This is a genomic window from Devosia epidermidihirudinis (genome assembly GCF_000971295.1).
In the GTDB taxonomy this organism is placed as follows: Bacteria; Pseudomonadota; Alphaproteobacteria; order Rhizobiales; family Devosiaceae; genus Devosia; species Devosia epidermidihirudinis.
Genome location: NZ_LANJ01000046.1, coordinates 90571 through 114913 on the forward strand (window position 1 = coordinate 90571; position 24343 = coordinate 114913).

A 24343-nucleotide genomic window follows, 5' to 3' on the forward strand; every position below is an offset into this window, starting at 1 on the left:
TTCCCAGCCTTGAGTTCTACGCGTCCTGTCCTTCCAGTAGATGCCCTTCCCTACTGCCGCCCGAACTCGTCCTCGATACGAATAATGTCGTCTTCGCCTAGGTAGGAGCCGGTCTGGACTTCGATCAGTTCCAGCTCGATCTTGCCGGGATTGGCGAGGCGGTGGGTGCAGCCCAAGGGGAGGTAGATCGACTGATTTTCGGCCAACATCGTCACGGCGCCATCGAGTGTCACTTCTGCCGTTCCACGCACCACGACCCAGTGCTCCGAGCGGTGGTGGTGTTTTTGCAGAGATAGCTTCTTGCCGGGTTTGACGAAGAGCTTCTTCACCTGGAAGCGTTCGCCCATCAGGATGGAAGAATAGCCGCCCCAGGGGCGGTACGAGGTCTTGTGCGTCTCGGTCAGGGCGCGGGTAGCTGCGTCCGCGCGAAGGGTCTTGGCAATCTTGCCGACATTCTGCGCTGCAGACAGCCGGCCGACAAACACTGCATCTTCGGTGGCGATCACGGCGATATCGTCCAGCCCATCGACCACCACATGCGCGCCGTCGCTGACGACGAGGGTATTGGTGGTGTTCGACAACAGCGTTGGGCCGGAAACTGCGTTTCCTGCCTCATCGCGCGTCTGTCCTTTCCAGACGGCGTCCCAGGCGCCGAGGTCAGACCAGGCAAACGAAACAGGCAGCACGGCAGCCTTATCGGTACGCTCGAAGATGGCGTAGTCGACCGAGATGTTGGGTGAGGCGGCGAAGGCGGTTTCATCAAGCCGGATGAAGTCGAGGTCGCGCCTGGCGTCGGCGACAGCGGCGGTTGCGGCCGCAAAAACCTCCGGTGCCAGGCGCTCGCATTCGGCGAGGAACAGTTTTGCCGGCAGCATGAACATGCCAGAGTTCCAGGCAAAGCCACCTTGCGCCAGCATGCTCTGGGCTTTGTCGAGGTTCGGCTTTTCGACAAACGCCGCCACTTTATGGGCGCCATGCGCGAGTGCATCGCCGATGGCGATATAGCCATAGCCGGTTTCCGGACGATCAGGCGCAATGCCGAAGGTGACGAGATTGCCGCCCCTTGCGGCAGCTGCAGCGGCATCGACCGCAGCAAAGTACTCCGCGGTGGTGGGGATCAGGTGGTCGGAGGCAAGAACGTGGAGAATCGCGTTCTCGTCCGCATTCACGGCGACCTGCGCAGCGGCCGCTATGGCTGCAGCGGTATTCCTCGCAACCGGCTCCAGCAAGATCGCCCCCAGCGGCACGTTTGCCTCCAGCGCCTGCTCGGCAACGATGAAGCGATATTCGGTGTTGGTAATGACGATGGGAGCGCCGTACCGCTCGGTGTTGGCGACCCGTTCCAGGCTCTGCTGGAAGAGACTGGTGTCACCAACCAGATCGATGAATTGTTTTGGCCGTGCTGCGCGCGATTTTGGCCAAAGACGTGTGCCTTGGCCGCCAGCAAGGATAACGGGAATGATCTGATACAATGAATTGGTCCCCACACGCACGACACTGCCGTTACTAGTCACACTCCAGGAACTAAATCAAATTTATGGGTCGGTTGCGTGATTGGCTGATTGCTTCGCTATCGCCTTAACGTTTTGATGCTGGATGATATCTTAGGTCGCGACATTGGTCGTGGGCGAAGAGCTGGCCCACTCTAGTAGGCAGCCAACCCTTCTGAGCGTTGGGCCTTCGCGCCTATCTGACCCCGCCCGCCTGGCCAACACTATGGCGGCGCGGGCGGGCGGAACAAGATCGCTCAGAGCGCCTTTTTGAACTGGTCGACGGTGATCTGGCTCAACGTGTCGAAGGCCGACATGTCGCCGGAGAAGATGTTGAAGGTGTGGTCGGCGCCTTCGATGATTTCCTTGTGTTTGTCCGTCGTCGGGGCCGCGGTGAGAATGGTGTCGGTGACAGAGGGGTCGACGACGTCATCTTTGGAGCCGGCGATGGCCAGCACGGCGCCCTTATAGGCGGCGAGCTCCTTGGCCACGTCCGTATCCCGGACCTCGTGGAACCAGCCGAGCGAGAGGTTGAGCGGGGTGCGCCAGTCAAACGTTAGGACCGCGTAACCATTCTGTTCAGCTTCAGCGAGCTGGTTGGCGGCCATCTGGCTGAGGTCCACGGCGCCCGCCCAGGTCACGAGGCTTTTGACATCAGGGGTCCGCGCCGCAGTGAGCATGGCGATGGTGCCGCCCTGGCTCCAGCCAAGCACGCCCAGCCGCGCATCGTCGATCTGGTCTAGCCCGCGCATATAGGCAATGACGTCGAGCCCATCCTGCACCCCTGTGCTCAGGCGATATTCCACATAGTCGACAGGGCTGTCGCCGTTGCCGGCAAAGTCAAATCGCGCGCTGGCAATGCCGGCCTCGGCGAGCTTGGGAGCAAGCAGGTCATAACCGTTGCCTGCCTCGTGCCGGTTGGAGCCGGTGCCGTGATACATCACCACAAAAGGAAACGGCCCATCGCCGTCCGGCAGGGTAATCGTTGCCGCTATGGGGCGCTGGGTGCCGGCAATCGTGACGTCCTGATCGGCCGCCTGAGCAAGGCTCGGCAGGGCCATAATGGCGATCGCCAGGGTGGGGAACAATTTCATCGCACGGTCTCCTCTAGTGGTGAGATGGTGCGATGAGCCTATCCGATGCCATGGGGCGCACAAGGTCCCTCAGCCGCGATCTGTCAGCCGCCGAACCGGTGCTCCAGGCGGCCTTTTACGCCGACATCGACCGAAAACAGCGCGCCTTCCTGCGGGTTCTGCGCGAGGTGGTCTTCGCTCATGGTGAAGCGGGCGGAGGTGATGTAGAGGCGATCGAGATTGGGGCCGCCGAAGCAGCAGCTGGTCGGCCACGCGCAGGGCAGTTCGACGACGCGGTCTAGCGTGCCATCGGGCGCATAGCGGGCGACGGCATAGCCGCCATCGACGCGGCAGTTCCACAGGTAGCCCTCATCATCCATGCAGGAACCATCGGGGAACCCGCGCTCGAAGGGGAGGGCGAAGGTGCGGCGCTCGCCCTGTGGCAGCCCGTCGGCGCCGAGGGTGTATTGATAGATGGTGTTGGCGGCGGTGTCGGCGATGATCAGCCGCCGATCGTCTGTCCAGGCCAGCGTATTGGGCAGCGTGAAGATCTCTGGTGTGGCGGTGACGCAGGTGCTGTCGGCAGCGATGCGATAAAGGTGCCCGGCCGGGGTGTTCATAGGCTTGGGCTGCCCATCGGGATGAAGATTGGTGCGCATGGTGGCTACCCAATAGGCGCCATCGGGACCAACCTTACCCTCATTGAGCCGATTGTCTGCCAGATCTGGCTCGGGCGTCGCGACGATCTTGAAGTCCTCGCCCCAGCTCCACAGCGCAACGTCGCGTTCGAGGCCGACAATGAGGCGGCCGCTGTCATCGGCGCAGAGGCCAACAGACGTTACGAATTGATCGGCTGAGAACACTGCATGGCGGCCGCTTTCGGGATGCATCCGGTGCAGCCGCTTGCCGACCAGATCGACCCAGAACAGTTCGGCATTTCGCTCATCCCACACAATGGATTCGCCCACGATATCGGCGGCGGCAAAGACCTGTGTGACCTCGGTCGAACCCATATGCATTTCTCCTTGGCTCGCTTGACCAGATGAGATTTCGCATGCAAGAATACTTGTATGCAAGCAAAGTGTTGGATTCTGACCCCGAAACTTTGAGCCGTGCAGCTTTGGTAGGCTAGCGCGCATCGTACGAACAGAAGGAAGCGGCGTCATATGCAGAAATTGACAGGTAAAGTCGCCATCGTCACCGGCGCATCAAGCGGCATGGGCCTGGGTATCGCTCAGCGTCTTGTTGCCGACGGCGCCAGCGTTGTGCTTGCAGCCATCGATCAGGCTGGGCTCGAAGCCGCAGCGGCTGCGCTTGCCACGCCCCATCGCGTGCGCATTTGCGTCGCCGACGTGTCCAAAAACGCCGATATGGCGCGCCTGACGGCAGATGCCGTCGCGGCTTTCGGCGGTGTCGATATTCTGGTGAACTCAGCGGGCCTGCAGCGCTACGGCACGGTGGTCGACACCACAGAAGAGACCTGGGACGAAGTCTTCAACGTCAATATCAAAGGCATTTTCCTGGCCTCCAAGCATGCCATTCCCGAGATGGAAGAGCGCGGCGGTGGTTCGGTGATCAATATTGCTTCGGTGCAGGCCTATGCCTCCCAGGCCAATGTCGCGGCCTATACAGCAACCAAGGGTGCCATTCTGGCGCTGACCCGCGCCATGGCGCTCGATCATGCACCCGCCCGCATCCGCGTCAACGCAATCTGCCCGGCCTCGATTGATACCCCAATGCTGCGCTGGGCCGCCGATCTGTGGAAAGGCGATAGCACTGCCGAGGCCACCATGGCGGGCTGGGGCAAAGCCCATCCGCTGGGTCGCGTCGGCACCGTCGAGGAAATCGGCGCTTTGGCTTCGTTCCTCGCCAGCGACGAATGCGGCTTCATGACTGGCGCGGACATCAAGGTTGATGGCGGCGCCCTGTCCAAGCTTGCCATCATTCTGCCGGAGTAAGTCTCGTGACGTATCGTTCCCCCGAGCACCTGCGCCATGAAATCCAGAGCATTCTGGATTTCTACTATCCCCGGTCGATCGACCAGGAATATGGCGGTTACATCAATCAGCTGCTCGATGATGGCACCGTCTTTGACCGGATGACCAAGCATCTGGTTGGCACCTGCCGCTTTGTTTACATCTATTCGCTCGGCTACCTGACCTTCGGCGATGAGCGCTATCGTGACGCGGCCAAGCATGGCCTCGATTTCCTGCGCAATGTGCATCGCCAGCCCGATGGCGGCTATGCCTGGATCCTGCAGGGCAGGGTGGTCGAGGATGGCACACGCTTCTGCTACGGCCATGCCTTTGTGCTGCTTGCCGCTGCCGGTGCCGTCAAGGCCGGTATCGACGGCGCGGCTGACTATGCGCGCGAGGTTTACGACCTGCTCGAAGAGCGGTTCTGGGATGCCGAAGCGCAGCTCTATGTCGATGAAATCGCCGCTGGCGATTGGTCTGCCGTCTCGCCCTATCGCGGCCAGAACTGCAACATGCACATGTGCGAGGCCATGCTGGCCGCCTATGAGGCGACCAAGGATGAGCGGTTCCTTGATCGTGCGGCGCTGCTTGCCAAGCGTATCTGCAAGGATCTGGCCGATCTCTCCGATGGCGTCGTGTGGGAACACTACAAGACCGACTGGAGCCACGACTGGGATTACAACAAGGACGATCCCAAGCATCTGTTCAAGCCCTATGGCTATCTGCCCGGCCATTTCACCGAATGGACCAAGCTGCTGGTCATCCTCAATCGCTATCGTCCAGAGGACTGGCACATCGAGCGCGCCAAGCATCTGTTTGATGTGGCGCTGGCCAAGAGCTGGGACGATGTCCATGGCGGCATGAACTATTCCTATGCGCCGGACGGGGAAATCCTCGACACCGACCGCTATCACTGGGTGTTCTCCGAGACCTTCGGCGGCGCGGCCCTGTTGGCGCTGGCAACGGGCGATGACGCCTATTGGCAGTGTTACGACAAGGTCTGGGCCTATGCCGACAAGCACTTTGTCGATCACAGCTATGGCGGCTGGTACCGCCTGCTGGATCGTGATGGTCGCAAATACAGCAACCAGAAAAGCCCCCCATCCAAGACCGACTATCACCCATTGGCTGCATGCTTCGAGGTTATCGAGGCATTGCGCCTGGCCGATCACCACTGATCTGCGCGCCGCATACTGGAGTTTACGCGTTGAAACGACCCAAAATCATAGACATCCGCGCCACCACGGTTGCGGTCCCGCTCGAGGCGCCACTGCGCCATTCCAACGGGGCCCACTGGGGCAAGTTTGTCCGCACCATTGTTGAAGTCGAGACCGACACCGGCATTATCGGCCTCGGCGAAATGGGCGGTGGCGGCGAGTCTGCCGAGCTGGCCTTCGCTGGCCTCAAGCAGTACCTGATCGGCCACGATCCGTTCGAGTTCGAAGCCCTGCGCTTCAAGATCTGCAACCCGACTGCGAGCCTTTACAACAACCGCACGCAGCTGCACGCCGCCATTGAATTTGCCTGCCTCGATATCGTGGGCAAGCATCTGGGCGTGCCGGTTTATGATCTGCTCGGCGGCAAGCTGCGCGACGAAGTTGGCTTTGCCTCCTACCTGTTCTTCCGTCATGCCAATGAGGCTGGCGAGGGCGAGGTGCGCACGCTGGACCAGCTGCTCGACCATGCGCGCGAGCTCAAGCAGAAGCACGGCTTCCACGCCCACAAGCTCAAGGCCGGCGTTTATCCGCCAGACTACGAACTGGAGCTGTTCCGCGCGCTGGCGCACGAATTCCCCGGCGACACCGTTCGTTACGATCCCAACGCTGCCCATTCGGTAGAAGAGGCGATCCGCTTTGGCCGGGCCATCGAAGATCTGAACAACGACTATTTCGAAGATCCAACCTGGGGCCTCAATGGCATGCGCCGCGTGCGCGAAGCCGTTCGCATTCCGACCGCGACCAATACAGTCGTGATCAATTTCGAGCAGCTCGCCACCAACGTCCGCGATCCCTCGATCGACGTCATTCTGCTCGACACCACGTTCTGGGGCGGTATCCGCGCCTGCGTGAAGGCCGCTGCGGTCTGCGAAACCTTCCAGCTTGGTGTTGCTGTACACTCGTCCGGTGAGCTGGGCATTCAGCTGGCCACCATGCTCCATCTCGGTGCCGTGCTGCCAAACCTGGTGTTCACCGCCGACGCGCACTACCACCACCTTAAGGACGACATCATCGTCGGCGGCCTGATGAAGTATGTCGATGGCGCTATCGCCGTGCCGACCGGCCCGGGCCTTGGCGTGGAACTCGACCGCGAAAAGCTCGGCCAGTATGCCGAATATTACCGCCAGACCGGCGGCTATCCATATGACCGCGATCCAGCTCGTCCGGGTTGGTTCGCTCTGACGCCAAACACGCGTTGGGCCGATCCCAAGACCGGCGCATAACGCCCGTTCAAACGGCCATGGCGCAGAAATGCGCCGAGGCAGACGTGACTAGGTTGACTGGTTAGCGTGAAACAGCTGCCTGTGGGGTTGACGATAGTTCAGCGTCATCCCCACAAGAGTGGCGCATCAGACTCAAGTGGACCATGGCTCAAGAAAACCAGATTTCAGCTGCGGAACGATCGTACCGCATCCTCTATCGCAAGATCATCTCGCTCGAACTCAAGCCAAACGAGGCCGTCGGCGAGCAGATGCTTGCCGAGATGTTGTCGGTGAGCCGCACGCCGGTGCGCGAGGCGCTGTCCCGTCTGTCAGTTGAAGGGTTGGTAGATCTGCGGGCGCGCAGTGGCGTTGTCATCTCGCCGATCCGCTATGAGGCGGTTCGCACTGCGCAATATGTGCGCGAAAAGCTCGAAATGGCGGTGATCGCCGATGCGGCTGGTCGCACCGACAAGCGCGTGCTCTTGGGTATTCGTCAGGCCATCGAAGAGCAGGAACTAGCCATCTCGGAAGGGGTTGCCGAGCACTTCTTTGAGGCCGACGAGCGCATGCATTTTATGTTCTGCGGTCTGGCAGATCGTGAAGGCGTATGGGCAGTGATCGCCGATGCCAAGAAGCACATGGATCGCGTTCGGCGTCTTTCAGTGCAGACTGGCCACCTCGATTTGCTGCTGCAGGATCACCTCGCACTGCTCGCGGCGGTCAGTGAAGGCAATGCTGCCAGTGCCCAGGAAATCATGCGGCTGCATCTGCGCCGGGTCATGTCCGACCTGCGTGAATTGGCCAAGCGCTTCCCGGATTACTTCGAGCCTGAAATCGCCGATCTGGAATTTCGCGATTCCGATTCAGTAATCGCCTAACTCACTGTAAAATATAATGAATTTGCCGGTTTATCTGGCTGATGACGCACGTTGACTCATTGTTTTGGATACGTGTATACAAATATACCAAACTTCAGGGAGGTCCTTATGAATTGGTCAAATGAACTGCTCTCCGTGCGCCGCGCTGGCCGTGCCTGCGCTGCTTCGGTGATTGCTCTTGCCGCGTTTTCCTCCGTCGCATTCGCGCAGGAAGAGATCTCGATCGGCGCGCTCTACCTCGACGCACAGGGTTTCTACGGCGGCATCAAGAAGGGCATCGAAGCCGGCGCTTCCGATGAGAACCTGCGTCTGCTCGGTCAGAACAGCCAGGGCGATGCGTCCCGCGAGGCACAGTTTGCCTCGACGCTGATCTCCAGCGGTGTTGACGCGATCATCATGTCGCCAGTGTCGGCAACCGCATCGGTTCCAGTCGTGCGTCAGGCCTTCGAAGCCGGCATTCCAGTGATCTGCTACAACACCTGCATCAGCGACGAATTCGCCAAGCAGTATGTTGCCGCTCTGGTCACCACCGATCAGTACAAGCTCGGCCATGACGTTGGCGTCGTTGCTGGCCAGTACTTCGTCGACAAGGGCGTCACTGCTCCTCGCTTTGGCATCCTCAACTGCGACGTCTACGAGGCCTGCGTTGAGCGTAAGGCTGGCTTCAAGGCGGCCGTTGAAGAACTCGTTCCAGGCGTGATCTGGGGCGCCGACCAGGCTGGCTTTGAGCCAGGCAAGTCGACCGAGACTGCAACCACCATGCTGACCGGCGATTCCGAAATCGTCGCCATGTTTGCCACCACCGACAACGGCACCGTTGGCGCGGTGCAGGGCATTCAGGCTTCTGGTCGTGAAGGCAAGGTTGTCGTATTCGGCAACGACATGAGCGCCCAGCTGGCCCAGTACCTGATCAACAGCCCAGACACCCTGATTGCGACCAATGGTCAGCAGCCACAGGAAATGGGCCGCGACTCGATCAAGGTAGCGCTTGCTGCTGTCCGTGGCGAGACCATCGAGAACTACCTCACCACCGTTCCAACCGAGCTGTTCCTGTCCGCCAACCCCGATCAGGTCAAGGCCTGGCTCGAGGCACACGCTGACGGTATCCCCTGATCGTGGAATAATGCTTGTGCGGCCGCTCCCCCCGAGCGGCCGCATACTTCATGGTGACGGGCCGCTCAGCAAGGATTTAGGGCATGCAGCAACGCCTCATTGAAATGCGCGGCATTTCTAAAGCCTACCCCGGTGTTACGGCGCTTCGTAACGTCGATTTCGAACTGTCTCGCGGCGAGGTGCGTGCGCTTCTCGGCAAGAACGGCGCGGGCAAGTCGACCCTGATCAAGATCATGGCGGGCGTCGAAACGCCCGATAGCGGTGATATTGATGTCGATGGCCGCAAGGGCGCCCTGCGCAGCCCCGCCGAAGGCATCAAGGCCGGTATTGCCACCGTGCATCAGGAACTCAGCATCATTCCTGAGATGTCGGTCGCCGAAAACATTTTCCTCGGTCGCTGGCCGCGCCGCGCTGGCTCCATCGACTGGAACACGCTCAATGCCGAAGCCGCTGCCATTCTGGCGCAACTCGGGTTCAACATTGATCCGCGCGTCTCCGCGTCGCAGATTTCGGTGGCGCAGCGTCAGCTGGTCGAGATTGCCCGTGCCATCAGCAAGGGCGCCAAGGTGCTCATTCTCGATGAGCCAACCAGCTCGCTGGTGACTCAGGAAGTCGAAGTGCTGCTGGCCGTTATCCAGCGCCTGTCGGCTGCTGGCGTAGGCATCATCTACATTTCCCATCGCATGGACGAGATCCGCCGCATCGCGACCTCGGTCACCGTGCTGCGTGATGGCACCCATATTCGCACCGCGCCGGTCGACGAGGTCAGCAATTCCGACATCGTCAAGCTGATGCTGGGCGACGCCACGACCGCCAGCTCACACCGTGCACCAGCGGGCCACGTTGCCGGCAAGGCAATTCTGTCGGCGACCAATCTGGCCGTGCTGCCACGCGTCACTTCGGCGAGCTTTGAAGTGCGTGCCGGTGAAGTGCTCGGTATTGCCGGCGTGCTTGGCTCGGGCCGCACCGAATTGTTGCAGGCGCTCGTTGGTCTGCGCCGTCCGGCGTCCGGCCAGATGACGTTGGAAGGCGCTGCCTATGCGCCCAAGGATCTGCGCGCTGCACTCGCTGCTGGTGTGTTCATGACCCCGGAAGATCGCCGCCACGAAGGCGCTGTGACCATGCTGGGCATTGACGAAAACCTCGTCATGGCCAGCTGGGCTTCGGTGTCCAAGTTCGGCATCATCCAGTCGGGCAAGATGAACCAGACGGTCAACCAGTCGATCGCCCAGCTTGGCGTCAAGCTTGCCCGCCCCGGCGAAGCGCTGGCCAATCTCAGCGGCGGCAATCAGCAGAAGGTGGTGATCGGCAAGGCGCTCAATGCCAAGCCAAAAGTCCTGCTGCTCGATGAGCCAACCCGCGGTGTCGACGTTGGTGCCAAGGGGCAGATCTACGCCCTGATGCGTGACCTCGCGACGCAGGGCCTCGCCGTTGTGTTCGTCTCGGGCGAGCTCGAGGAATTCCCAGAAGTTTGCGACAGGGTGCTGATCCTGCGCGATGGCCAAATTACCGGTGAAGTGACCGGAGATGACGTTCGTACCCAGGTGTTGCTCGACGCAACCATGGGCGAGAGGAGACCAGCATAAAATGACCGCGACACCAACCTCACCGGCCAAGCCAGCGTTCAGCTTGTCCAGTTTCCTGTCGGGCCGTGCCAACGAAGTTGGTCTGGTCGTCGGCATCGTCGTTCTGTACGCCTTCCTGGCGTTTATGGCGCCAAACTTCCTGACGCCAGCCAACCAGCTCAACATCCTGCGCGACGCTGCCTTTGTCGGTATCATTGCCTGGGGCATGACGCTGGTGCTGATCAGCGGCGAAATTGACATTTCCGTTGGTCCACACGTGGCCTTTGCCGGCGTCGTGCTGGCCAAACTGGCGGCGTCGGGCGTGCCACTGCCCATGGCCGTCCTGCTGGTTCTGGTGCTCGGCGCTTTCATTGGCACCGTCGCCGGTTTCCTCCGCGCGCGCTTTGAAGTGCCAAGCTTCATCGTCACGCTCTCGCTGTGGCTGGCGCTGCGGGGTATCGCTCAGGTCATTTCCAATGCCGTGCCGATCGTCATCATGGACTTCGACTTCCAGCGCTTCGGCTCGGGCGCCCTGTTCGGCATTCCGATCCCGGCCATCATCATGCTGGTGCTGTTCGTGGTCTTCACCTTCATCGCCACCCGCACGGTCTTCGGCCGCTCGGTCTATGCCGTGGGCGGCAATGCGGAAGCGGCGCGCCTGTCCGGCATTCCGGTTGCCAAGGTTCGTACCATTGTCTTTGCTATTTCGGGTGTGCTCGCAGCGCTCACCGGCATTCTGATGGCCAGCCGTCTTGGTTCGGGCAATAGCGGCGCGGCGACGGGGCTGGAATTCGACATCATCGCCGCAGTCGTCGTGGGCGGCACGAGCCTGTTTGGCGGTCGCGGCACCATGCTCGGCACGCTGCTCGGCGTCATGTTCATCGGCGCACTGGTCAATGGTCTCGTGCTGATGGGTGTCGATCCCTTCGCGCAGGGCATCGTGCGTGGCTTCGTCATTCTGGCCGCCGTGATGATCAACATCATCTCCATCCGACGCGTTCGTTCCAGGTAAGATCCGTGACAACTCTGCCCAATCGCGCTGCCGTTCTGATGGCGCCTGAAACCATCGAGATCATGGACTGGCATGAGCCAGTCTGTGGCCCCGATGATGTGGTGGTCGATATCGCTGCCGTTGGCGTCTGCGGCTCGGACGTCCACTATTTCCGCCATGGCCGGATCGGCGATACCATAGCCGACAAGCCCATCGTCCTCGGTCATGAGGCCGCCGGGACCGTCACCGCTATTGGCGCCAATGTGCGCCATCTTAAGATTGGTGATCGCGTCACCCTTGAGCCGCAGCGGCCCTGCGGGCATTGCGAGCAGTGCTGGTCCGGCGCCTACAACCTCTGCCCCGACGTCGAGTTCATGGCGAACCCGCCCTATCACGGTGCCTTTGCGCGTCGCGTGGTCAATCCGGCCGATTTCACCTTCGTCGTGCCCGATCACCTCTCGTTCGAAGAAGCTGCATTGATCGAACCGCTGGCCGTTGGCTTCTGGGCTGTCGACCGTCTCGATCTGCAGCCGGGCACCAGCGTTTTGATCACCGGGGCAGGGCCCATTGGTGTTCTGGCGGCACAGATGGCCGCTGCGCGCGGCGCGGGGCGCATCGTGATCTCCGACATCAATACGGCCCGCCTCGATGTGCTCAAGCGCTTCCCGCGCTTTGAGGCGCATAATGCTGCCGAAGACCCGCAGCTCGAAAATGTCGAGCCGGTCGATTACGTCATCGAATGCAGTGGCGCACCGGGCATTGTTGATCGCGTGCTCAAGCGCATTCGTCCGCGTGGCGGCCTCGCCCTGGTCGGAATCAATGTGCATGGCGCTGGCCCGATTGATCTCTGGCCGGTCATGGCCAAGGAAATCACCATCGTCGGTGTTTACCGCTACGCCTCGATCTATCCTCGTGCCATCGCGCTGGCGGCTACGGGACAGGTCGATCTCAAGGCCCTCATCACCCATCGTTTCACGCTCGATGAATCGGCGGCGGCGCTGGGGCAGTCCGCCAAGGACATGTCGTCTCTGAAATCTGTTGTGAGCATCTAAGCCAGTTTTCTGGAGGCCCTCGCCACGTAGGCCGGATCGCGCTTGATCTGTCCTTAAAGGGCTCACACTTCAGGTCGCATGTCGCAACAGCATCCCCCCGAAAGGGCGGGGTGCTGTTGTCATTTTGCGGCACACGCGCTGGCCTCAAGGAAGCCGGTGGACAATTTCGATCAAGCTTTGTTTTGGCAAGCACTGCAGCGAGCCGGGTTGAAATAACTACCGATTGGCCGCATGAAGTGATTGTGCCGCGCCGCATTTCCCAGGCGGTTCGCAGACAAGGAGAGCTACGGCATCTGCTGGTTGCGTGACCAGCTGTGCCTCGCGACCGACCCCATGATGCGTCCACTTTATCTGATTGCCGGCTTGGTGATGCTTGCACTTGGCATTATCGGTGCCTTCGTGCCCTTGATGCCAACCACCATTTTTCTGATCATGGCCGCGTGGTGCTTTGCGCGCTCGTCGCCGCGGCTGGAAAACTGGTTGCTCAATCACCGGCAATTCGGCCCCACCTTGCGAGCCTGGCGCGAACACGGGGCGATTTCCCGCCGCGCTAAGATCATGGCGTGCCTGGGCATAACGCTCGGTTTCGTATTGTTCTGGATTGGGGCCCGTCCCGGTCTCTGGCTGTGGCTCGGAGTGCTGGCAGTGATGTTAGCTTGTGCCTGGTTCATCGTGTCCCGCCCTGAGCCCGATGGGCAGTCATAGACAAAACGTGCTTTGACATCCCAAGATGTGAGGAGAGGCGTTCCTGCACGATCTCCATTTTACAGCCGACGGCGTGCCGTTTGCGTCGGGGCGTGAGCGAGGTTATTTCTGCGCTGGGAAGGCCAGTTGAAAACCGGCGCCACCGCTGGGGCTTTCAAAAGCGGTTACCTGTCCGCCATGATGGCGCATCACTTCGCGCACGAGGTTCAGGCCCAGTCCCGCGCCGCGCTCGCGCGGATGCACGCGGTAGAAGGGTTCGAAAATCTGGTCGCGTTCGCCTTCGGGAATCCCCGGGCCGTCGTCAGTGACTTCGATGGTGCCATTGCGCGTCACCTCGATATCGATCGTACCGTTCTGGCCGCCATGGTCGATGGCGTTCTGCACCAGATTGATCACGGCGCGCTCGATCGCCCCGGCCGATCCCCTAACGAAAATCAAGCTGTCCTCGCTGCTCAGCGAAATCTGATAGCCCGAGGCGATGGCCAGGGGGGCGAGCTCGGCCGCGACATGCTCGCAGATGGCCACAAGGTCGACCGATGCAAAGGTCTCTTCCTTGCGGTCGAGCCGTTGCAGATCGAGCAATTGTTCGGCCAGCGCTCCGATGCGTGCCGCGTCGGCCAGAAGCCGCGCCTGCAGCTTGCCGGGGGGCAGGGATTCGATGCGGGTCTGCAGAATGGTGATGGGCGTGCGCAGCTCATGGGCAGCGTCCAGAATGAAGCGGCGATGCTGCTCATACCCTTTGTCGAGCCGCGCCAGTGCGTCGTTGACCGCGATCACCAGCGGCTGCACTTCTGACGGCACGTCGGTATGTGCCAGCCGGCCTCCGCGCTGGTCGATATTGATCCCCGATGCCTCTTCGGCCACGGCCGACAATCCCTTGAAGCCGCGCGAGACAATCCAGGGAATGGTGACCAGCGCGATCAACCCGATCAGCACCAACACGAGGCCGAGCAGGCCATAGGCCAGGAACATCACGGTCACACTGACGGGATAGGATGATGCGCCGCCCGCCAGAACACTGAAGGTGCCGTTCGGTCCGGCGATGCGCCGTCCGGAGGTGGAGAGGGTATAGGGCGCCTCGAAGTCGCGGATATCGACGTGATTGACGTTAGATAGCTTGCGGCTGAGCTCTGAATAGGCTTCGGGCACCGGGCCGTCTTCGAGCGACAGGCCATCGTCGGTGCGGATGACGAACCACAGCCCCGGGGCCGATGCGCGGAGCTGTTTGAGTTCTGCGGTATCCTCCAGCACCAGGCGTCCGTCGACGATGCGCACGGCGCTCGCCGGAATGTCCAGCGCCTGCGGATCAACCAGCAGACCCCGCAGGTCCGATTGCATGATCAGGGCGGTGAGCGCTGCAGCAAGCAGCACCACAATCCCCGCCTGAAAGGCCAGCAATTGCCAGATCAGCCGCAGGCGCAGCGAGTTGCGAGGAAAAGGTTTCATTCTGCCGCCCGGATCAAATAGCCAACGCCACGAATGCCGTGGATTTCGACGCCCGTCTCGGCATCGGAGAGTTTTTTGCGCAGGCGCGAAACATTGGCCTCCAGTGCATTGGACTGGATTTCGTCGTCGAAATTGTAGACCGCGTCTTCAAGCGTCGAGCGCAACACCGTGCGCCCCTGTCGCCGCACCAGCGATTCCAGTATATTGAGTTCGCGCCGCGTCAGCGGCAGCGGGGTGCCATCGATGCTGGCCTCGCGTCGACCGAGGTCAAAATCAAGTCGTCCGATCCGCGTCACCAATGGAACAAGTGATGTTGGTCGGCGCAGCAGCGCCCGTACGCGCGCCAGCAGTTCTTCCACGGCAAAGGGCTTGGCCAGATAGTCGTCTGCCCCCAGGTCCAACCCGTGAATACGGTCATCCAGCTTGTCCATCGCAGTCAGTACGATCACGGGCACCGACGAGCGAATGGAGCGCAGATAGGACAGAAGCGTGATGCCATCGCCATCTGGCAATTGGCGGTCCAGCACGATGACGTCATGCACATTGTTCTGAACCGCTTCTTCGGCAAATTGCAGGGTTGGCGCATGGTCCACCACAATGTTGAAGCGGGCCATGGCCGCACTCAGGGCTTCCGCCATCTGCTGTTCGTCTTCCACGAGAAGGAGGCGCATTGATGTTCCTGGTTGATCCAGACAGGGTCAGGCTGCGGCGTTGGAGACCGGCCTCCATCTGCCATGACGCTTGGCACGGGATAGAGGTTGCAATTGGGCCGGCGCAACCGCTGGGGTCGCGCCGGCCTGTTCCCGGTCTATTGGAGCGCCGGGAAAGCGATGCGGGTACGCAATACTTGGCCCCGCGCGGTTAGCGGCACTGATACCGCCGACCGTCATTGCCTCTGAACGTGCCGCTGGCGGCATCGAAACTGCGGTATTTGGCGCGGCAATAATCCAGCCAGCGCTCATAGTCCGATTGCGGGCGAGCCTTGTTGTTCTCTGCCGAGGCGGCAGCACCGGCAATGATCGCGCCCAGCGTAAGCCCGATAATGCCTGCGCCGACCGCCGCGCCCCAATCGTTGTTCTTGGGGCTCTGGCTGGGGGAGTTCAGGCACCGCTGACGCTCGCGCTGGTCACGAATGTGATTGCAGCTCTGGTAGTCCGGTCCATAGACCGGCGCGACCGGCTGGCCGACAGGGGCCATGGGCTGGCCCGTTGGCGGCACGGGCCGCATGGATTGCGCCATCGATGGTCCGGTGGCCGAAACGAGCAGGCAGGCAATCATGCCGACATGCAGCAGGGGTTTCCAGGACATGCTGGTCTCCTTGAAGTTCAGAGCGTGAATGGCGCCTAGAAGCGGAAGTTGAGGCCGGCCTTGATCGAATGATTGACCAGGTCATCAGAGTAGTTGGTGCCAGCAATGGTGGTCGGCACGTTGTCGAGACGCATCTGGGTGTATTCCAGCTTGGCCGACAGGTTGCTGGTGATGCTCTGCTCCACGCCGCCACCAAAAATCCAGCCACCCTGCCAAGCAGCCTTGGAGCTGACATTGCCCTGCGGGTCGAGGCGAGCAACGCCATAGCCGGCGGTCGCATAAAGCATGGTGCGGTCCAGCGCGAGACCGGCTTTGAGCTTGGCTGCTGCGGACCAGTCCTGGGTCAGCTCGCCGCCTGCGCTGGTCTGATAGCTCCGGCCATGAAGATAGCCGCCTTCCAGTTCCGCGCCGATCACGCCGGGGCCGATCTGCAGATTGTAACCGGCCACTGCGCCACCCTGCAGGGTTACGTCCGAAAACGGGCTGCCAATTTCGCTTGGGGCCAGGCCGCCATAGACGCCGGCGTAAAAGCCGCTCCAGTCAAAGGCGGACCCATAGGTTCCATAGTTCTGCGCGTGGGCTGCTGTGGCCGATCCTACCGCGGCAATTACCGCAAGCGCCGCCAGGCGCAGTACATTTTTTCCGTTCATTTGCTGAACTCCATATGGCGCCAGACCTGAGCCTGCGCGGTACGCGTGGATGATCGCGGGACAAACTGCCCGCCAACACGCGTGCCATTTTGCCGTCGGGACTTACGGCAATATTACATGATGGATTTTTTGGAACGGGATGGTGGGGCAGAGCTCAACCTGCGCCGCAATGGGGCGATTGGCGCAGTGGGCGCCAATCGCTCAAAGCATTTAGTCCTGTGGCACGAGGGGCAGGCCATTGGCCTGCCAGGCTTCGGCGCCGCCGCGATACCACTGGGCGTTCCAGCCAAGCAGGCCGGCACGCAGGGCGGCGTTGTAGGCGGAACGGTCCTGCAGGCTCTTGCCGAAAAACACCACGGGCAACGACTTGTCGTTGGTGGTTTCCTCGGTGAGCCAGCTGTCGACAATCTTCTGGAAGCTATCGGTTACGCTGCCATCCTTGCCGGCGTCCACCACGGTATAGGCACCTGGAATCGTGTCCATCTTGCCGCTGGTGTCGATCAGCAGCATGGGCGTGGAATCACCGAACATTTTTGCCAAGTCGGCCGTGGTCAGCACTTTGGCGCGCGGATGGGTGCGCGGGGTGGGCCCGGCATAGGGCGACGGGAACAGCACATTGGTGCCCGGAATACCGAAGTCGACCTCTTCATCGGCCAGATTGGCACGGGCGCCGATCGCTGCAATCGAGGCACGCGCGTCGCTGGCGTCGGCATTGGCGGTGGTGCTCGAGCTTGCATTGGACGAGGTCGAGGCCGCCGCGCTGGTCTCGATGCCGCCCTTGGTCCCCATTTCCACGTCCGAGATCATGATCGCCAGATCTTCGATCAGGTCGTAGCACATGGTGATCGTGCCCTCGCGCGGGCTGTACCAGGCGTTGAGCTCGCCGCAATCCTTGTAGATGACCTTCAGCCCACGTGGCAGGGCGTAGGTCTTGGCCAGATCATCGGCAAATCCAGTAATGCCTTCGGAGAACGCCTCAGTGATAAACCGCCCAATGCGCGATTGGGACGGCTCAAAAACCACTTCGATGCCGGCCCCCGGTGCATTGGCCGGCAGCAGCCCCTCAGGATGCCAAGCGTCGACGCGGGTGTAGGGGGCGAGAATCGTGCGCCACGCGCGGCTCTGCCGGGTAAACTCTTCCTCGCAGCGTCCCAGGGTGCGCTCATCCATATCCACTTCGGCCGCGATGCTCGAATAGAGCTCGGGATTGCCGCCATAGATCACGCAGAACACGTTGCGGAAGCGCTTGAGGTCGCCCGTATGTTCGTCCTGCCAGGGCGTCGAGCTGCCACGCGCCTCGTTGATTAGGCCGCCATAGTACCAGGGCAGGGCGGAATAGATCGCGACCTGCCTCCCGATGGCGTCGATCTTGGGGTCACCCGATGGGTACATCGTCGGGTCAACCACCTTCAGCGCCGAGAAAATATCCACGGCATCTTCTTCAGGGCCCGTGGAGGGCACCTGCAATTCGCCGATCAGCGCATGACCAAATTCGTGCATGAAAATGCCATTGGTGATGCCCAGATAGACGCCAATAATGCGGCTTTCCTCGCCCCCGAACATCGGCAGAGGGCCTTCGTCCGAGCTGGTCGACGCGCCCGATGCCGGCGCTGCCGCCGAAGACGCGCCGCTTGCGCCACCCGATGAAATGCTGAAGCCGCCGAAGTAAAACTCGCCGCGTTCATAGGCCAGGATGCCGATATCGGCGCCCAGCGATGGGTGGCCCTCAACGACGCCGATGGACTTCCCGTTGAGGAAAAACTCGCCGCGCCCGGTGCGCTCGACAAACTCCAGCACGTCGCTGCCGTCGCCCTTGGCGGCATTGGGTACCAGGCCAATTTCGGTTGCTTTGCCGTCTGCCGCAAAGCACAGCACCAGGCCCTCGCGTGCTGCGGTGATTTCCCCCAGGCATGAAGTGGCGCCGTCTTCGCTTTCGATGACGATGCCCGCTGCCGATTTCGAGAAGTCGCTGGCCTTCTTGCCCTGGGGCGGCAGGATGCCGACCTCAAGTCGTGTCACCCGCTCGCCATTGCCGACCGGGCCGGCATGCACGGTGAAATAGTTCTCGCTCGACGCCTTTTCGTCGTTGACCAGCACCGCCCAATTGCCCTCAAAGGCAAGCTGCCAGCCGTCCCTGTCGGGAGCCGAAATGATGGTATCGGCCAGTGGCCCCATAATTCCGGCCATGCGGGTGGCCGCATCCGTGCTGCCAGCGGGCACGCTATCGCTGGCCGTGCCCTGGCCTGATGTTGCAGCGCCCGCACCACCCTTGGGTGGCAAGCCGCCGCTATCGCTCGATGTTGATCCACCCTTGGGGGGCAGGCCTGAGCCACTCGCCTGGGCCTTTTCCTCGACGATCGACACATCGGCGATACCGAAAGTACCGCGTTCATAGGCCATGATGCCCAGCTCGCCGCCCAGAGCAGAGGCCGCGTCGACATCGCCAATGGCTGTGCCATTGAGAAAGAATCGCGCCATGCCGGGGATTTCGAGCATCTCGATGATGTCGCTGCCGTCCATCTTGGCGGCATTGGCGACGCTCGCGATGTTCTGCCGCTTGCCGTCGATCAGGCAAAACAGGTTTGCGGTGGCACTGGCCGTGATTTCCATCAGGCAGAGGTCGTTCTTGGTGACGTGGCGCGCCAAAATCCCGATGGCCGCGTCCGGGATCTTGGAGTTCAGCGACACATTGACCGAGGTGGTGCGCCCGCTTTCTGGCGGTGGGCCGGCATTGATCACCAGCGTCTGCTCGGATTCGGCCTCGGCATCATTGCGCAGCACGTACCAGCCGTCTTGCGAACCACCCTTCCAACCCTTCAGCAATTGCTGGGGAACGGTGCCAGACAGGGGCCCTAATTCTTCCTGAGCCACGGCGTGGGTCATCGGGGCGAGTGCCAAGATGGCAAGAGAGAATACGAATTTAGCGGCGTTCATTCTGTTTCCTAGACATCCAACTTGCCGCCAGAAATGTGAAGAGCAGGGGGCCTCAACCCCTGGCAAACAGCCGCTCCCCAGCGGTACGGACAACCCCGCACCAGGCACTTCTGGCACTCGCACTTTTCCTAAGACGTACCAGATGAATAGGTCCTTGGGCGCCATCGCGCAATTTTTTTGGGACACCAAAGTGGGTGTAGCGCGATCACAAAGTTAATGTGCCGCACCGTCGGCGATGCGGCGCAACTCGCCCGCCGCATTGTCACAAGATCGTCGTCCAATTGTCGGTGAACCGTCACCGCATGGAATCCTAGCTGTCAATTAGACCGCCTAGATGTCCGGCCGCCGCCTCAAGGCAATCCTTTCGGAGACAGGCCCAAAATGACATTCAACCGGCTGCTCGGCGCAGCAACCACCGTCGCAGCGCTCGCGCTGGCAACTGCCCCCACTCTGGCTCAGACCAAGTTCGAATTCTGGTATGGCCTTTCGGGCGACCTTTCCGACCGTATCCAGGACATGTGCAAGGACTTCAACGCGTCCCAGGCCGATTACGAAATCGTCTGCGTCAGCCAGGACAACTACGAAGCAAACCTGCAGAACACCATCGCGGCTTTCCGCGCCAACAAGCAGCCAACCATCGCGCAGATCAGCGACGGCGGCACTGTTGATCTGATGCTCTCGGGCGCCTACCTGCCCGTGCGTCAGCTGATGGAAGAAAACGGCTACGACATCAATTGGGAAGACTACTTCTCGGGCGTCGCATCCTATTTCGCCACCTCGACCGGCGAACTGCTGGCCATGCCGTTCAACAACTCGACCGCAATGTTCTACTACAACACCGATGCGCTGAAGGCCGTTGGTTTTGAAGGCGCCCCAGAGACCTGGGAACAGGTCGAAAAGATCGCCCGCGATCTGAAGGCTGCTGGCTATGATTGCCCAGTCGCATTCGACCCGACCGGCCAGTGGCAGTGGTGGGAGCAGTTCTCTGCCATCCACAACCAGCCAATCGCCTCCAACGGTAACGGCTATGGCGGTCTCGACGCCGAAGTGCTCTTCAACCAGGGCAAGTTCGTCGATCAGCTCGGCTGGTTCAAGAAGATGTACGACGAGGGTCTGTTCGTCGTGAAGTCGAAGGCCACCGGCGACACCGCCAACGACGCTTTCGTCAATGCACGCTGCCAGATGAGCTCGAGCTCGGTTGCCGACCACGGCTTCATCGGCAAGCAGGCCGTCGAAGGCATGCATTGGGACGTTGCCATGCTCCCAGTCTGGGAAGGCACCGAACGCCAGAACTCGCTGGTTGGTGGCGCCGCTCTCTGGACCCTCAAGGGCAAGTCGGCTGAAGAATACAAGGGCGCTGCTGCGTTCTACGCCTTCATCGCCAAGCCAGAACAGGCTGAATGGTGGTCGACCGTTACCGGCTACATCCCAGTGACCAACTCGGGCTACGACGCCATGGTTGCCAAGGGCTTCTACAGCGAAGCGCCATACAAGGGCCGTGAACTCGCTCTCAAGAGCCTGACCTTCACCCCGCCATCCGAATACACCCGCGGCGTGCGCCTCGGCAATTTCGGTGCCGTCCGCAAGGAAATCCAGGACGCAATGAGCGCCGTGCTCTTCAACAACGTTCCTGTCCAGCAGGCGCTTGATGACGCAGCCACCCGCAGCAACGAAGTGCTCCGCAAGTTCGAAGCCACCTACGCTGGCAAGACGCTCCCATAAGCCTTTCCGATCATGACGGCGCGGACGGTTCTGCCGTCCGCGCCACCTTTTTTCTCCACTGAGGCAGACGGCTCATGGAACGACGCGCATATTATCGCAACGGCACGCTGCCCTGGCTGCTGATCGCCCCCCAGCTCATCCTTGTGCTGGTGTTCTTTTACTGGCCAACGTCGCAGGCTCTCTATTGGGCGTTCACGCTTGAACAACCTTGGGGCGGCGGCAATAGCTGGGTTGGCTTGTCCAACTTCCTGTCCATTTTCGGTGATGGCCGCTATTGGGCCACTGTCGGTCGCAGCGCGTTTTACGCTATTGCAGCCACCGGCATCTCCATGGTCATCGCTCTGACCCTGGCCATGTTCGCCGACCGCGCCCTCAAGGGCACCAAGCTGTTCCAGTCGGTGTTTGTCTGGCCCTACGCCATTGCCGCACCCGCTGCTGGCGTGGCCTTCCGCTTCATCTTCGCGCCAGAGGCCGGCATTATCGGCTCGATCAACGAGATGTGGCCCGGCATCTGGAATCCCGCCACCAATGGCGGCCACGCCCTCGCCATGGTCATCGTCTGCCACGCCTGGCTTGGCATCGGTTACAATTTCATCTTCTTCCTGGCTGCCCTGCAGATGCTGCCGCGCTCGCTCACCGAGGCTGGTGCCATGGATGGTGCGCGTCCGTTCCAGCGCATGATCGACCTGCAACTGCCGCTGATCGCGCCGACCGTGTTCTTCCTTTTGATCATGAACCTGATATCGAGCTTCACCGACAGCTTCGGCCTGATCGACGTGATGACCGAGGGTGGCCCGATCAATTCCACCGAAGTGATGGTCTACAAGCTCTATGTCGATGGCTTCAAAGGCCTCGATTACTCGGGCGCCGCCGCGCAGTCCATCGTGCTCATGCTTCTCGTCATCGCGCTCACTTTCGTCCAGTTCCGCTGGGTCGAAAAGCGCGTCCATTACAACTGAGGACGCGCCATGATTGAACGCTCCCCCATCTTCAACATCGTCACCTACGCGACGATGATCCTTGGTCTGCTGCTCGTTCTGACGCCGTTCTGGATCGTCATCGTGGCGGGCAGCCTGTCCCTGCAGGAAGTCAGCCAGGTGCCGCTCAAGCTCTGGCCATCGAACCACCTGCTGGAAAACCTGGAAGTCGCGTGGACCCGTGCCGATCTCGGCCCCAAGATGATCAATTCCCTGATCGTCGCGGTCGGTGTCACCGTGGGCAAGATCACGCTGGCGGCTTTGTCGGCCTTCTCCATCGTGTTCTTCAACTACCGCGCCCGCATGCTCTGCTTCTGGCTGATTTTCATCACCCTGATGCTGCCGCTCGAAGTGCGTATCGTGCCGACCTATTCGATTGCCGCCAATGCGCTGCAGCCGTTCCAGGTTATTCTCGACACGCTGGGCATCACCTGGCTGGTGGAAACCGTGTCTGGCGTGCGCGTTGGTCTCGAGTGGAACCTGCTGAACTCCTATACCGGCCTCATCCTGCCTCTGGTGGCGACGGCAACCGGCACGTTCCTGTATCGTCAGTTCTTCATGACCATTCCGGACGAGCTGGTCGAAGCCTCCAAGATGGACGGCTCGGGCCCGCTGCGCTTCTTCTTTGAAGTGCTGCTGCCACTCAGCCGCACCAACATGCTGGCGCTGGCCACCATCATGTTCGTCTCCAGCTGGAACCAGTATCTCTGGCCGCTGCTCATCACCACCGACCGCGCCAATTTCGGCACCGTCGTCATGCAGCTCAAAGCCCTCATCCCCGCCCAGAACGGTACGCCCGACTGGAACGTCACCATGGCGGGTGCCCTCATTATCATGCTGCCGCCCCTGCTTGTCGTTGCCCTGATGCAGCGCTGGTTCGTGCGTGGCCTCATCTCCCGCGACAAGTGAGACCCATTATGACCGCCATCACTCTCTCCAGCGTCAAAAAGCGCTACCAGAAAACCGATGTCGTGCACGGCGTGGACGTCGAGATCGAATCCGGCGAGTTCGTCGTCATTCTCGGGCCATCGGGCTGCGGCAAGTCGACCCTGCTGCGCATGATCGCTGGCCTCGAAGAAATCACCTCGGGCACCATCGCCATTGGCGATACCGTGGTGAACAACCTCGAGCCCCGCGAACGCGGCTGCGCCATGGTGTTCCAGAACTATGCGCTCTACCCCCATATGAGCGTCGCCCAGAACATCGGTTATGCGCTCAAGGTTGCCGGCATGCCGCGCGCCGAACGCGACGCCAAGGTGCTCAAGGTTGCCAAATCGGTCAGCCTCGAACCCTATCTGGATCGCAAGCCCGGCGAACTCTCCGGCGGTCAGCGTCAGCGCGTCGCCATGGCCCGCGCCATGGTGCGTGAGCCCAAGGTGTTCCTGTTCGACGAACCCTTCTCCAACCTCGATGCCAAGCTGCGCGTCGCCATGCGCGCCGAAGTGCGCAGCCTGCATCGTGGCCTTGGCGTCACCTCGGTCTTCGTGACCCACGATCAGACCGAAGCCATGACTCTGGCTGATCGCCTCATCATCATGAATGCAGGCGTCGTCGAACAGGTCGGCAAGCCCAGCGAAGTCTACAACCGCCCGGCAAGCCTGTTCGTGGCTGACTTTATCGGTTCGCCCGCCATGAATCTGGTGCGCGGCTTCTTTGCCGATGATGGCTATTTCCGCCACGGCAAGGGCGGCATGATCCACCTGCCAACCATCGCGCCCAATCTGCTGAGCAAGGAAGTCTCAGTCGGCGTTCGCCCCGAAAACGTCCGCCGCGTTCCCGCCGGCACCAAGGGCGCCATCAATGCCGTGGTCGACTACATCGAAGAATTGGGCGCATCTCGCCTGATCTATGCCGATGTCGACGGCAGCCGCATCGTCGCGGTCGATAGCGCCAACGACGCGCTGGGCACTGGCATGCCGGTCCACTTCGCCTTCGACACCGCCGACCTGCACGTCTTCAGCAATGACGATGGCCGCCGCCTCGATATCGCTACTGGCCTTGCTGCCACCGCTGCACTCATCAACGCCTGATCGGGAGATCACCA

21 protein-coding genes are annotated in these 24343 nt (G+C 61.2%); 13 read left to right on the forward strand and 8 right to left on the reverse strand.

Annotated elements, in window-relative coordinates; translation table 11 throughout:
* Positions 1–50: 50 nt before the first annotated feature.
* The 3 genes from WH87_RS17105 to WH87_RS17115 all read right to left on the reverse strand — a co-directional run bounded on the left by WH87_RS17105 (position 51) and on the right by WH87_RS17115 (position 3576).
* On the reverse strand, positions 51–1472 hold the full coding sequence (locus WH87_RS17105; RefSeq protein ID WP_046138942.1) for a mannose-1-phosphate guanylyltransferase/mannose-6-phosphate isomerase: 1422 nt from the start codon (positions 1470–1472) through the stop codon (positions 51–53).
* A gap of 275 nt (positions 1473–1747) precedes the next feature.
* A complete protein-coding gene (locus tag WH87_RS17110) occupies positions 1748–2584 on the reverse strand; it encodes an alpha/beta hydrolase family protein (protein WP_052726390.1) in 837 nt (278 codons plus the stop codon).
* An 83-nt stretch (positions 2585–2667) separates the two neighbouring features.
* The gene (locus WH87_RS17115) at positions 2668–3576 is read right to left on the reverse strand and encodes an SMP-30/gluconolactonase/LRE family protein (protein WP_082092777.1); all 909 of its coding nucleotides are present in this window, start codon (positions 3574–3576) and stop codon (positions 2668–2670) included.
* Between the two features lie 153 nt (positions 3577–3729).
* On the opposite strand from WH87_RS17115, the gene WH87_RS17120 reads away from it, so the two are divergent.
* The 9 genes from WH87_RS17120 to WH87_RS17160 all read left to right on the forward strand — a co-directional run bounded on the left by WH87_RS17120 (position 3730) and on the right by WH87_RS17160 (position 13262).
* Positions 3730–4521, forward strand: coding sequence for an SDR family NAD(P)-dependent oxidoreductase (locus WH87_RS17120; RefSeq protein WP_046138940.1), 792 nt, complete (start codon positions 3730–3732; stop codon positions 4519–4521).
* 5 nt (positions 4522–4526) lie between these two features.
* Positions 4527–5717, forward strand: coding sequence for an AGE family epimerase/isomerase (locus WH87_RS17125; protein ID WP_046138939.1), 1191 nt, complete (start codon positions 4527–4529; stop codon positions 5715–5717).
* Between the two features lie 29 nt (positions 5718–5746).
* Positions 5747–6979: an enolase C-terminal domain-like protein gene (locus WH87_RS17130; protein ID WP_046138938.1), complete on the forward strand. Its 1233-nt coding sequence runs from the start codon at positions 5747–5749 to the stop codon at positions 6977–6979.
* A 143-nt stretch (positions 6980–7122) separates the two neighbouring features.
* The gene (locus WH87_RS17135; protein ID WP_046138937.1) at positions 7123–7836 is read left to right on the forward strand and encodes a GntR family transcriptional regulator; all 714 of its coding nucleotides are present in this window, start codon (positions 7123–7125) and stop codon (positions 7834–7836) included.
* Positions 7837–7944: 108 nt separating this feature from the next.
* On the forward strand, positions 7945–8949 hold the full coding sequence (locus tag WH87_RS17140) for a substrate-binding domain-containing protein (protein WP_046138936.1): 1005 nt from the start codon (positions 7945–7947) through the stop codon (positions 8947–8949).
* An 83-nt stretch (positions 8950–9032) separates the two neighbouring features.
* Positions 9033–10535, forward strand: coding sequence for a sugar ABC transporter ATP-binding protein (locus WH87_RS17145; protein ID WP_046138935.1), 1503 nt, complete (start codon positions 9033–9035; stop codon positions 10533–10535).
* A 1-nt stretch (position 10536) separates the two neighbouring features.
* Positions 10537–11526, forward strand: coding sequence for an ABC transporter permease (locus tag WH87_RS17150; RefSeq protein ID WP_052726389.1), 990 nt, complete (start codon positions 10537–10539; stop codon positions 11524–11526).
* A 5-nt stretch (positions 11527–11531) separates the two neighbouring features.
* A complete protein-coding gene (locus WH87_RS17155) occupies positions 11532–12557 on the forward strand; it encodes an NAD(P)-dependent alcohol dehydrogenase (protein ID WP_046138934.1) in 1026 nt (341 codons plus the stop codon).
* Between the two features lie 300 nt (positions 12558–12857).
* On the forward strand, positions 12858–13262 hold the full coding sequence (locus WH87_RS17160) for a YbaN family protein (protein ID WP_342667191.1): 405 nt from the start codon (positions 12858–12860) through the stop codon (positions 13260–13262).
* A gap of 102 nt (positions 13263–13364) precedes the next feature.
* Here the strand turns inward: WH87_RS17160 and WH87_RS17165 are convergent, their stop codons facing one another.
* The 5 genes from WH87_RS17165 to WH87_RS19170 all read right to left on the reverse strand — a co-directional run bounded on the left by WH87_RS17165 (position 13365) and on the right by WH87_RS19170 (position 19600).
* Positions 13365–14708, reverse strand: coding sequence for a sensor histidine kinase (locus tag WH87_RS17165; RefSeq protein WP_046138933.1), 1344 nt, complete (start codon positions 14706–14708; stop codon positions 13365–13367).
* Entirely contained in the window at positions 14705–15379 is a 675-nt protein-coding gene (locus WH87_RS17170) for a response regulator (protein WP_046138932.1), read from the reverse strand. The genes WH87_RS17165 and WH87_RS17170 overlap by 4 nt, the downstream gene beginning before the upstream one ends.
* A gap of 190 nt (positions 15380–15569) precedes the next feature.
* Entirely contained in the window at positions 15570–16016 is a 447-nt protein-coding gene (locus WH87_RS19165; protein ID WP_052726387.1) for a BA14K family protein, read from the reverse strand.
* Positions 16017–16051: 35 nt separating this feature from the next.
* Entirely contained in the window at positions 16052–16666 is a 615-nt protein-coding gene (locus tag WH87_RS17180; RefSeq protein WP_046138931.1) for an outer membrane protein, read from the reverse strand.
* A gap of 210 nt (positions 16667–16876) precedes the next feature.
* Positions 16877–19600 (reverse strand): DUF4344 domain-containing metallopeptidase, encoded by a 2724-nt coding sequence (locus WH87_RS19170; protein WP_052726386.1) that lies wholly within the window; start codon positions 19598–19600, stop codon positions 16877–16879.
* Between the two features lie 381 nt (positions 19601–19981).
* Here WH87_RS19170 and WH87_RS17190 point away from each other — a divergent pair, with 381 nt between their 5' ends.
* The 4 genes from WH87_RS17190 to WH87_RS17205 all read left to right on the forward strand — a co-directional run bounded on the left by WH87_RS17190 (position 19982) and on the right by WH87_RS17205 (position 24329).
* The gene (locus WH87_RS17190; RefSeq protein WP_046138930.1) at positions 19982–21322 is read left to right on the forward strand and encodes an extracellular solute-binding protein; all 1341 of its coding nucleotides are present in this window, start codon (positions 19982–19984) and stop codon (positions 21320–21322) included.
* A 74-nt stretch (positions 21323–21396) separates the two neighbouring features.
* Entirely contained in the window at positions 21397–22281 is an 885-nt protein-coding gene (locus WH87_RS17195) for an ABC transporter permease subunit (protein WP_046138929.1), read from the forward strand.
* Between the two features lie 9 nt (positions 22282–22290).
* Positions 22291–23208, forward strand: a complete 918-nt coding sequence (locus WH87_RS17200; protein WP_046138928.1) for an ABC transporter permease subunit — start codon at positions 22291–22293, stop codon at positions 23206–23208.
* A gap of 8 nt (positions 23209–23216) precedes the next feature.
* Positions 23217–24329: an ABC transporter ATP-binding protein gene (locus WH87_RS17205; RefSeq protein WP_046138927.1), complete on the forward strand. Its 1113-nt coding sequence runs from the start codon at positions 23217–23219 to the stop codon at positions 24327–24329.
* Positions 24330–24343 lie beyond the last annotated feature (14 nt).

Coding starts and splice junctions, on each gene's coding strand:
- WH87_RS17110 (WP_052726390.1), bottom strand. CDS start 2,584: ATGAAATTGTTCCCCACCCTGGCGATCGCCATTATGGCCCTGCCGAGC.
- WH87_RS17115 (WP_082092777.1), bottom strand. CDS start 3,576: ATGGGTTCGACCGAGGTCACACAGGTCTTTGCCGCCGCCGATATCGTG.
- WH87_RS17120 (WP_046138940.1), top strand. CDS start 3,730: ATGCAGAAATTGACAGGTAAAGTCGCCATCGTCACCGGCGCATCAAGC.
- WH87_RS17135 (WP_046138937.1), top strand. CDS start 7,123: ATGGCTCAAGAAAACCAGATTTCAGCTGCGGAACGATCGTACCGCATC.
- WH87_RS17140 (WP_046138936.1), top strand. CDS start 7,945: ATGAATTGGTCAAATGAACTGCTCTCCGTGCGCCGCGCTGGCCGTGCC.
- WH87_RS17145 (WP_046138935.1), top strand. CDS start 9,033: ATGCAGCAACGCCTCATTGAAATGCGCGGCATTTCTAAAGCCTACCCC.
- WH87_RS17150 (WP_052726389.1), top strand. CDS start 10,537: ATGACCGCGACACCAACCTCACCGGCCAAGCCAGCGTTCAGCTTGTCC.
- WH87_RS17165 (WP_046138933.1), bottom strand. CDS start 14,708: ATGAAACCTTTTCCTCGCAACTCGCTGCGCCTGCGGCTGATCTGGCAA.
- WH87_RS17170 (WP_046138932.1), bottom strand. CDS start 15,379: ATGCGCCTCCTTCTCGTGGAAGACGAACAGCAGATGGCGGAAGCCCTG.
- WH87_RS19165 (WP_052726387.1), bottom strand. CDS start 16,016: ATGTCCTGGAAACCCCTGCTGCATGTCGGCATGATTGCCTGCCTGCTC.
- WH87_RS17180 (WP_046138931.1), bottom strand. CDS start 16,666: ATGAACGGAAAAAATGTACTGCGCCTGGCGGCGCTTGCGGTAATTGCC.
- WH87_RS19170 (WP_052726386.1), bottom strand. CDS start 19,600: ATGAACGCCGCTAAATTCGTATTCTCTCTTGCCATCTTGGCACTCGCC.
- WH87_RS17190 (WP_046138930.1), top strand. CDS start 19,982: ATGACATTCAACCGGCTGCTCGGCGCAGCAACCACCGTCGCAGCGCTC.
- WH87_RS17195 (WP_046138929.1), top strand. CDS start 21,397: ATGGAACGACGCGCATATTATCGCAACGGCACGCTGCCCTGGCTGCTG.
- WH87_RS17200 (WP_046138928.1), top strand. CDS start 22,291: ATGATTGAACGCTCCCCCATCTTCAACATCGTCACCTACGCGACGATG.
- WH87_RS17205 (WP_046138927.1), top strand. CDS start 23,217: ATGACCGCCATCACTCTCTCCAGCGTCAAAAAGCGCTACCAGAAAACC.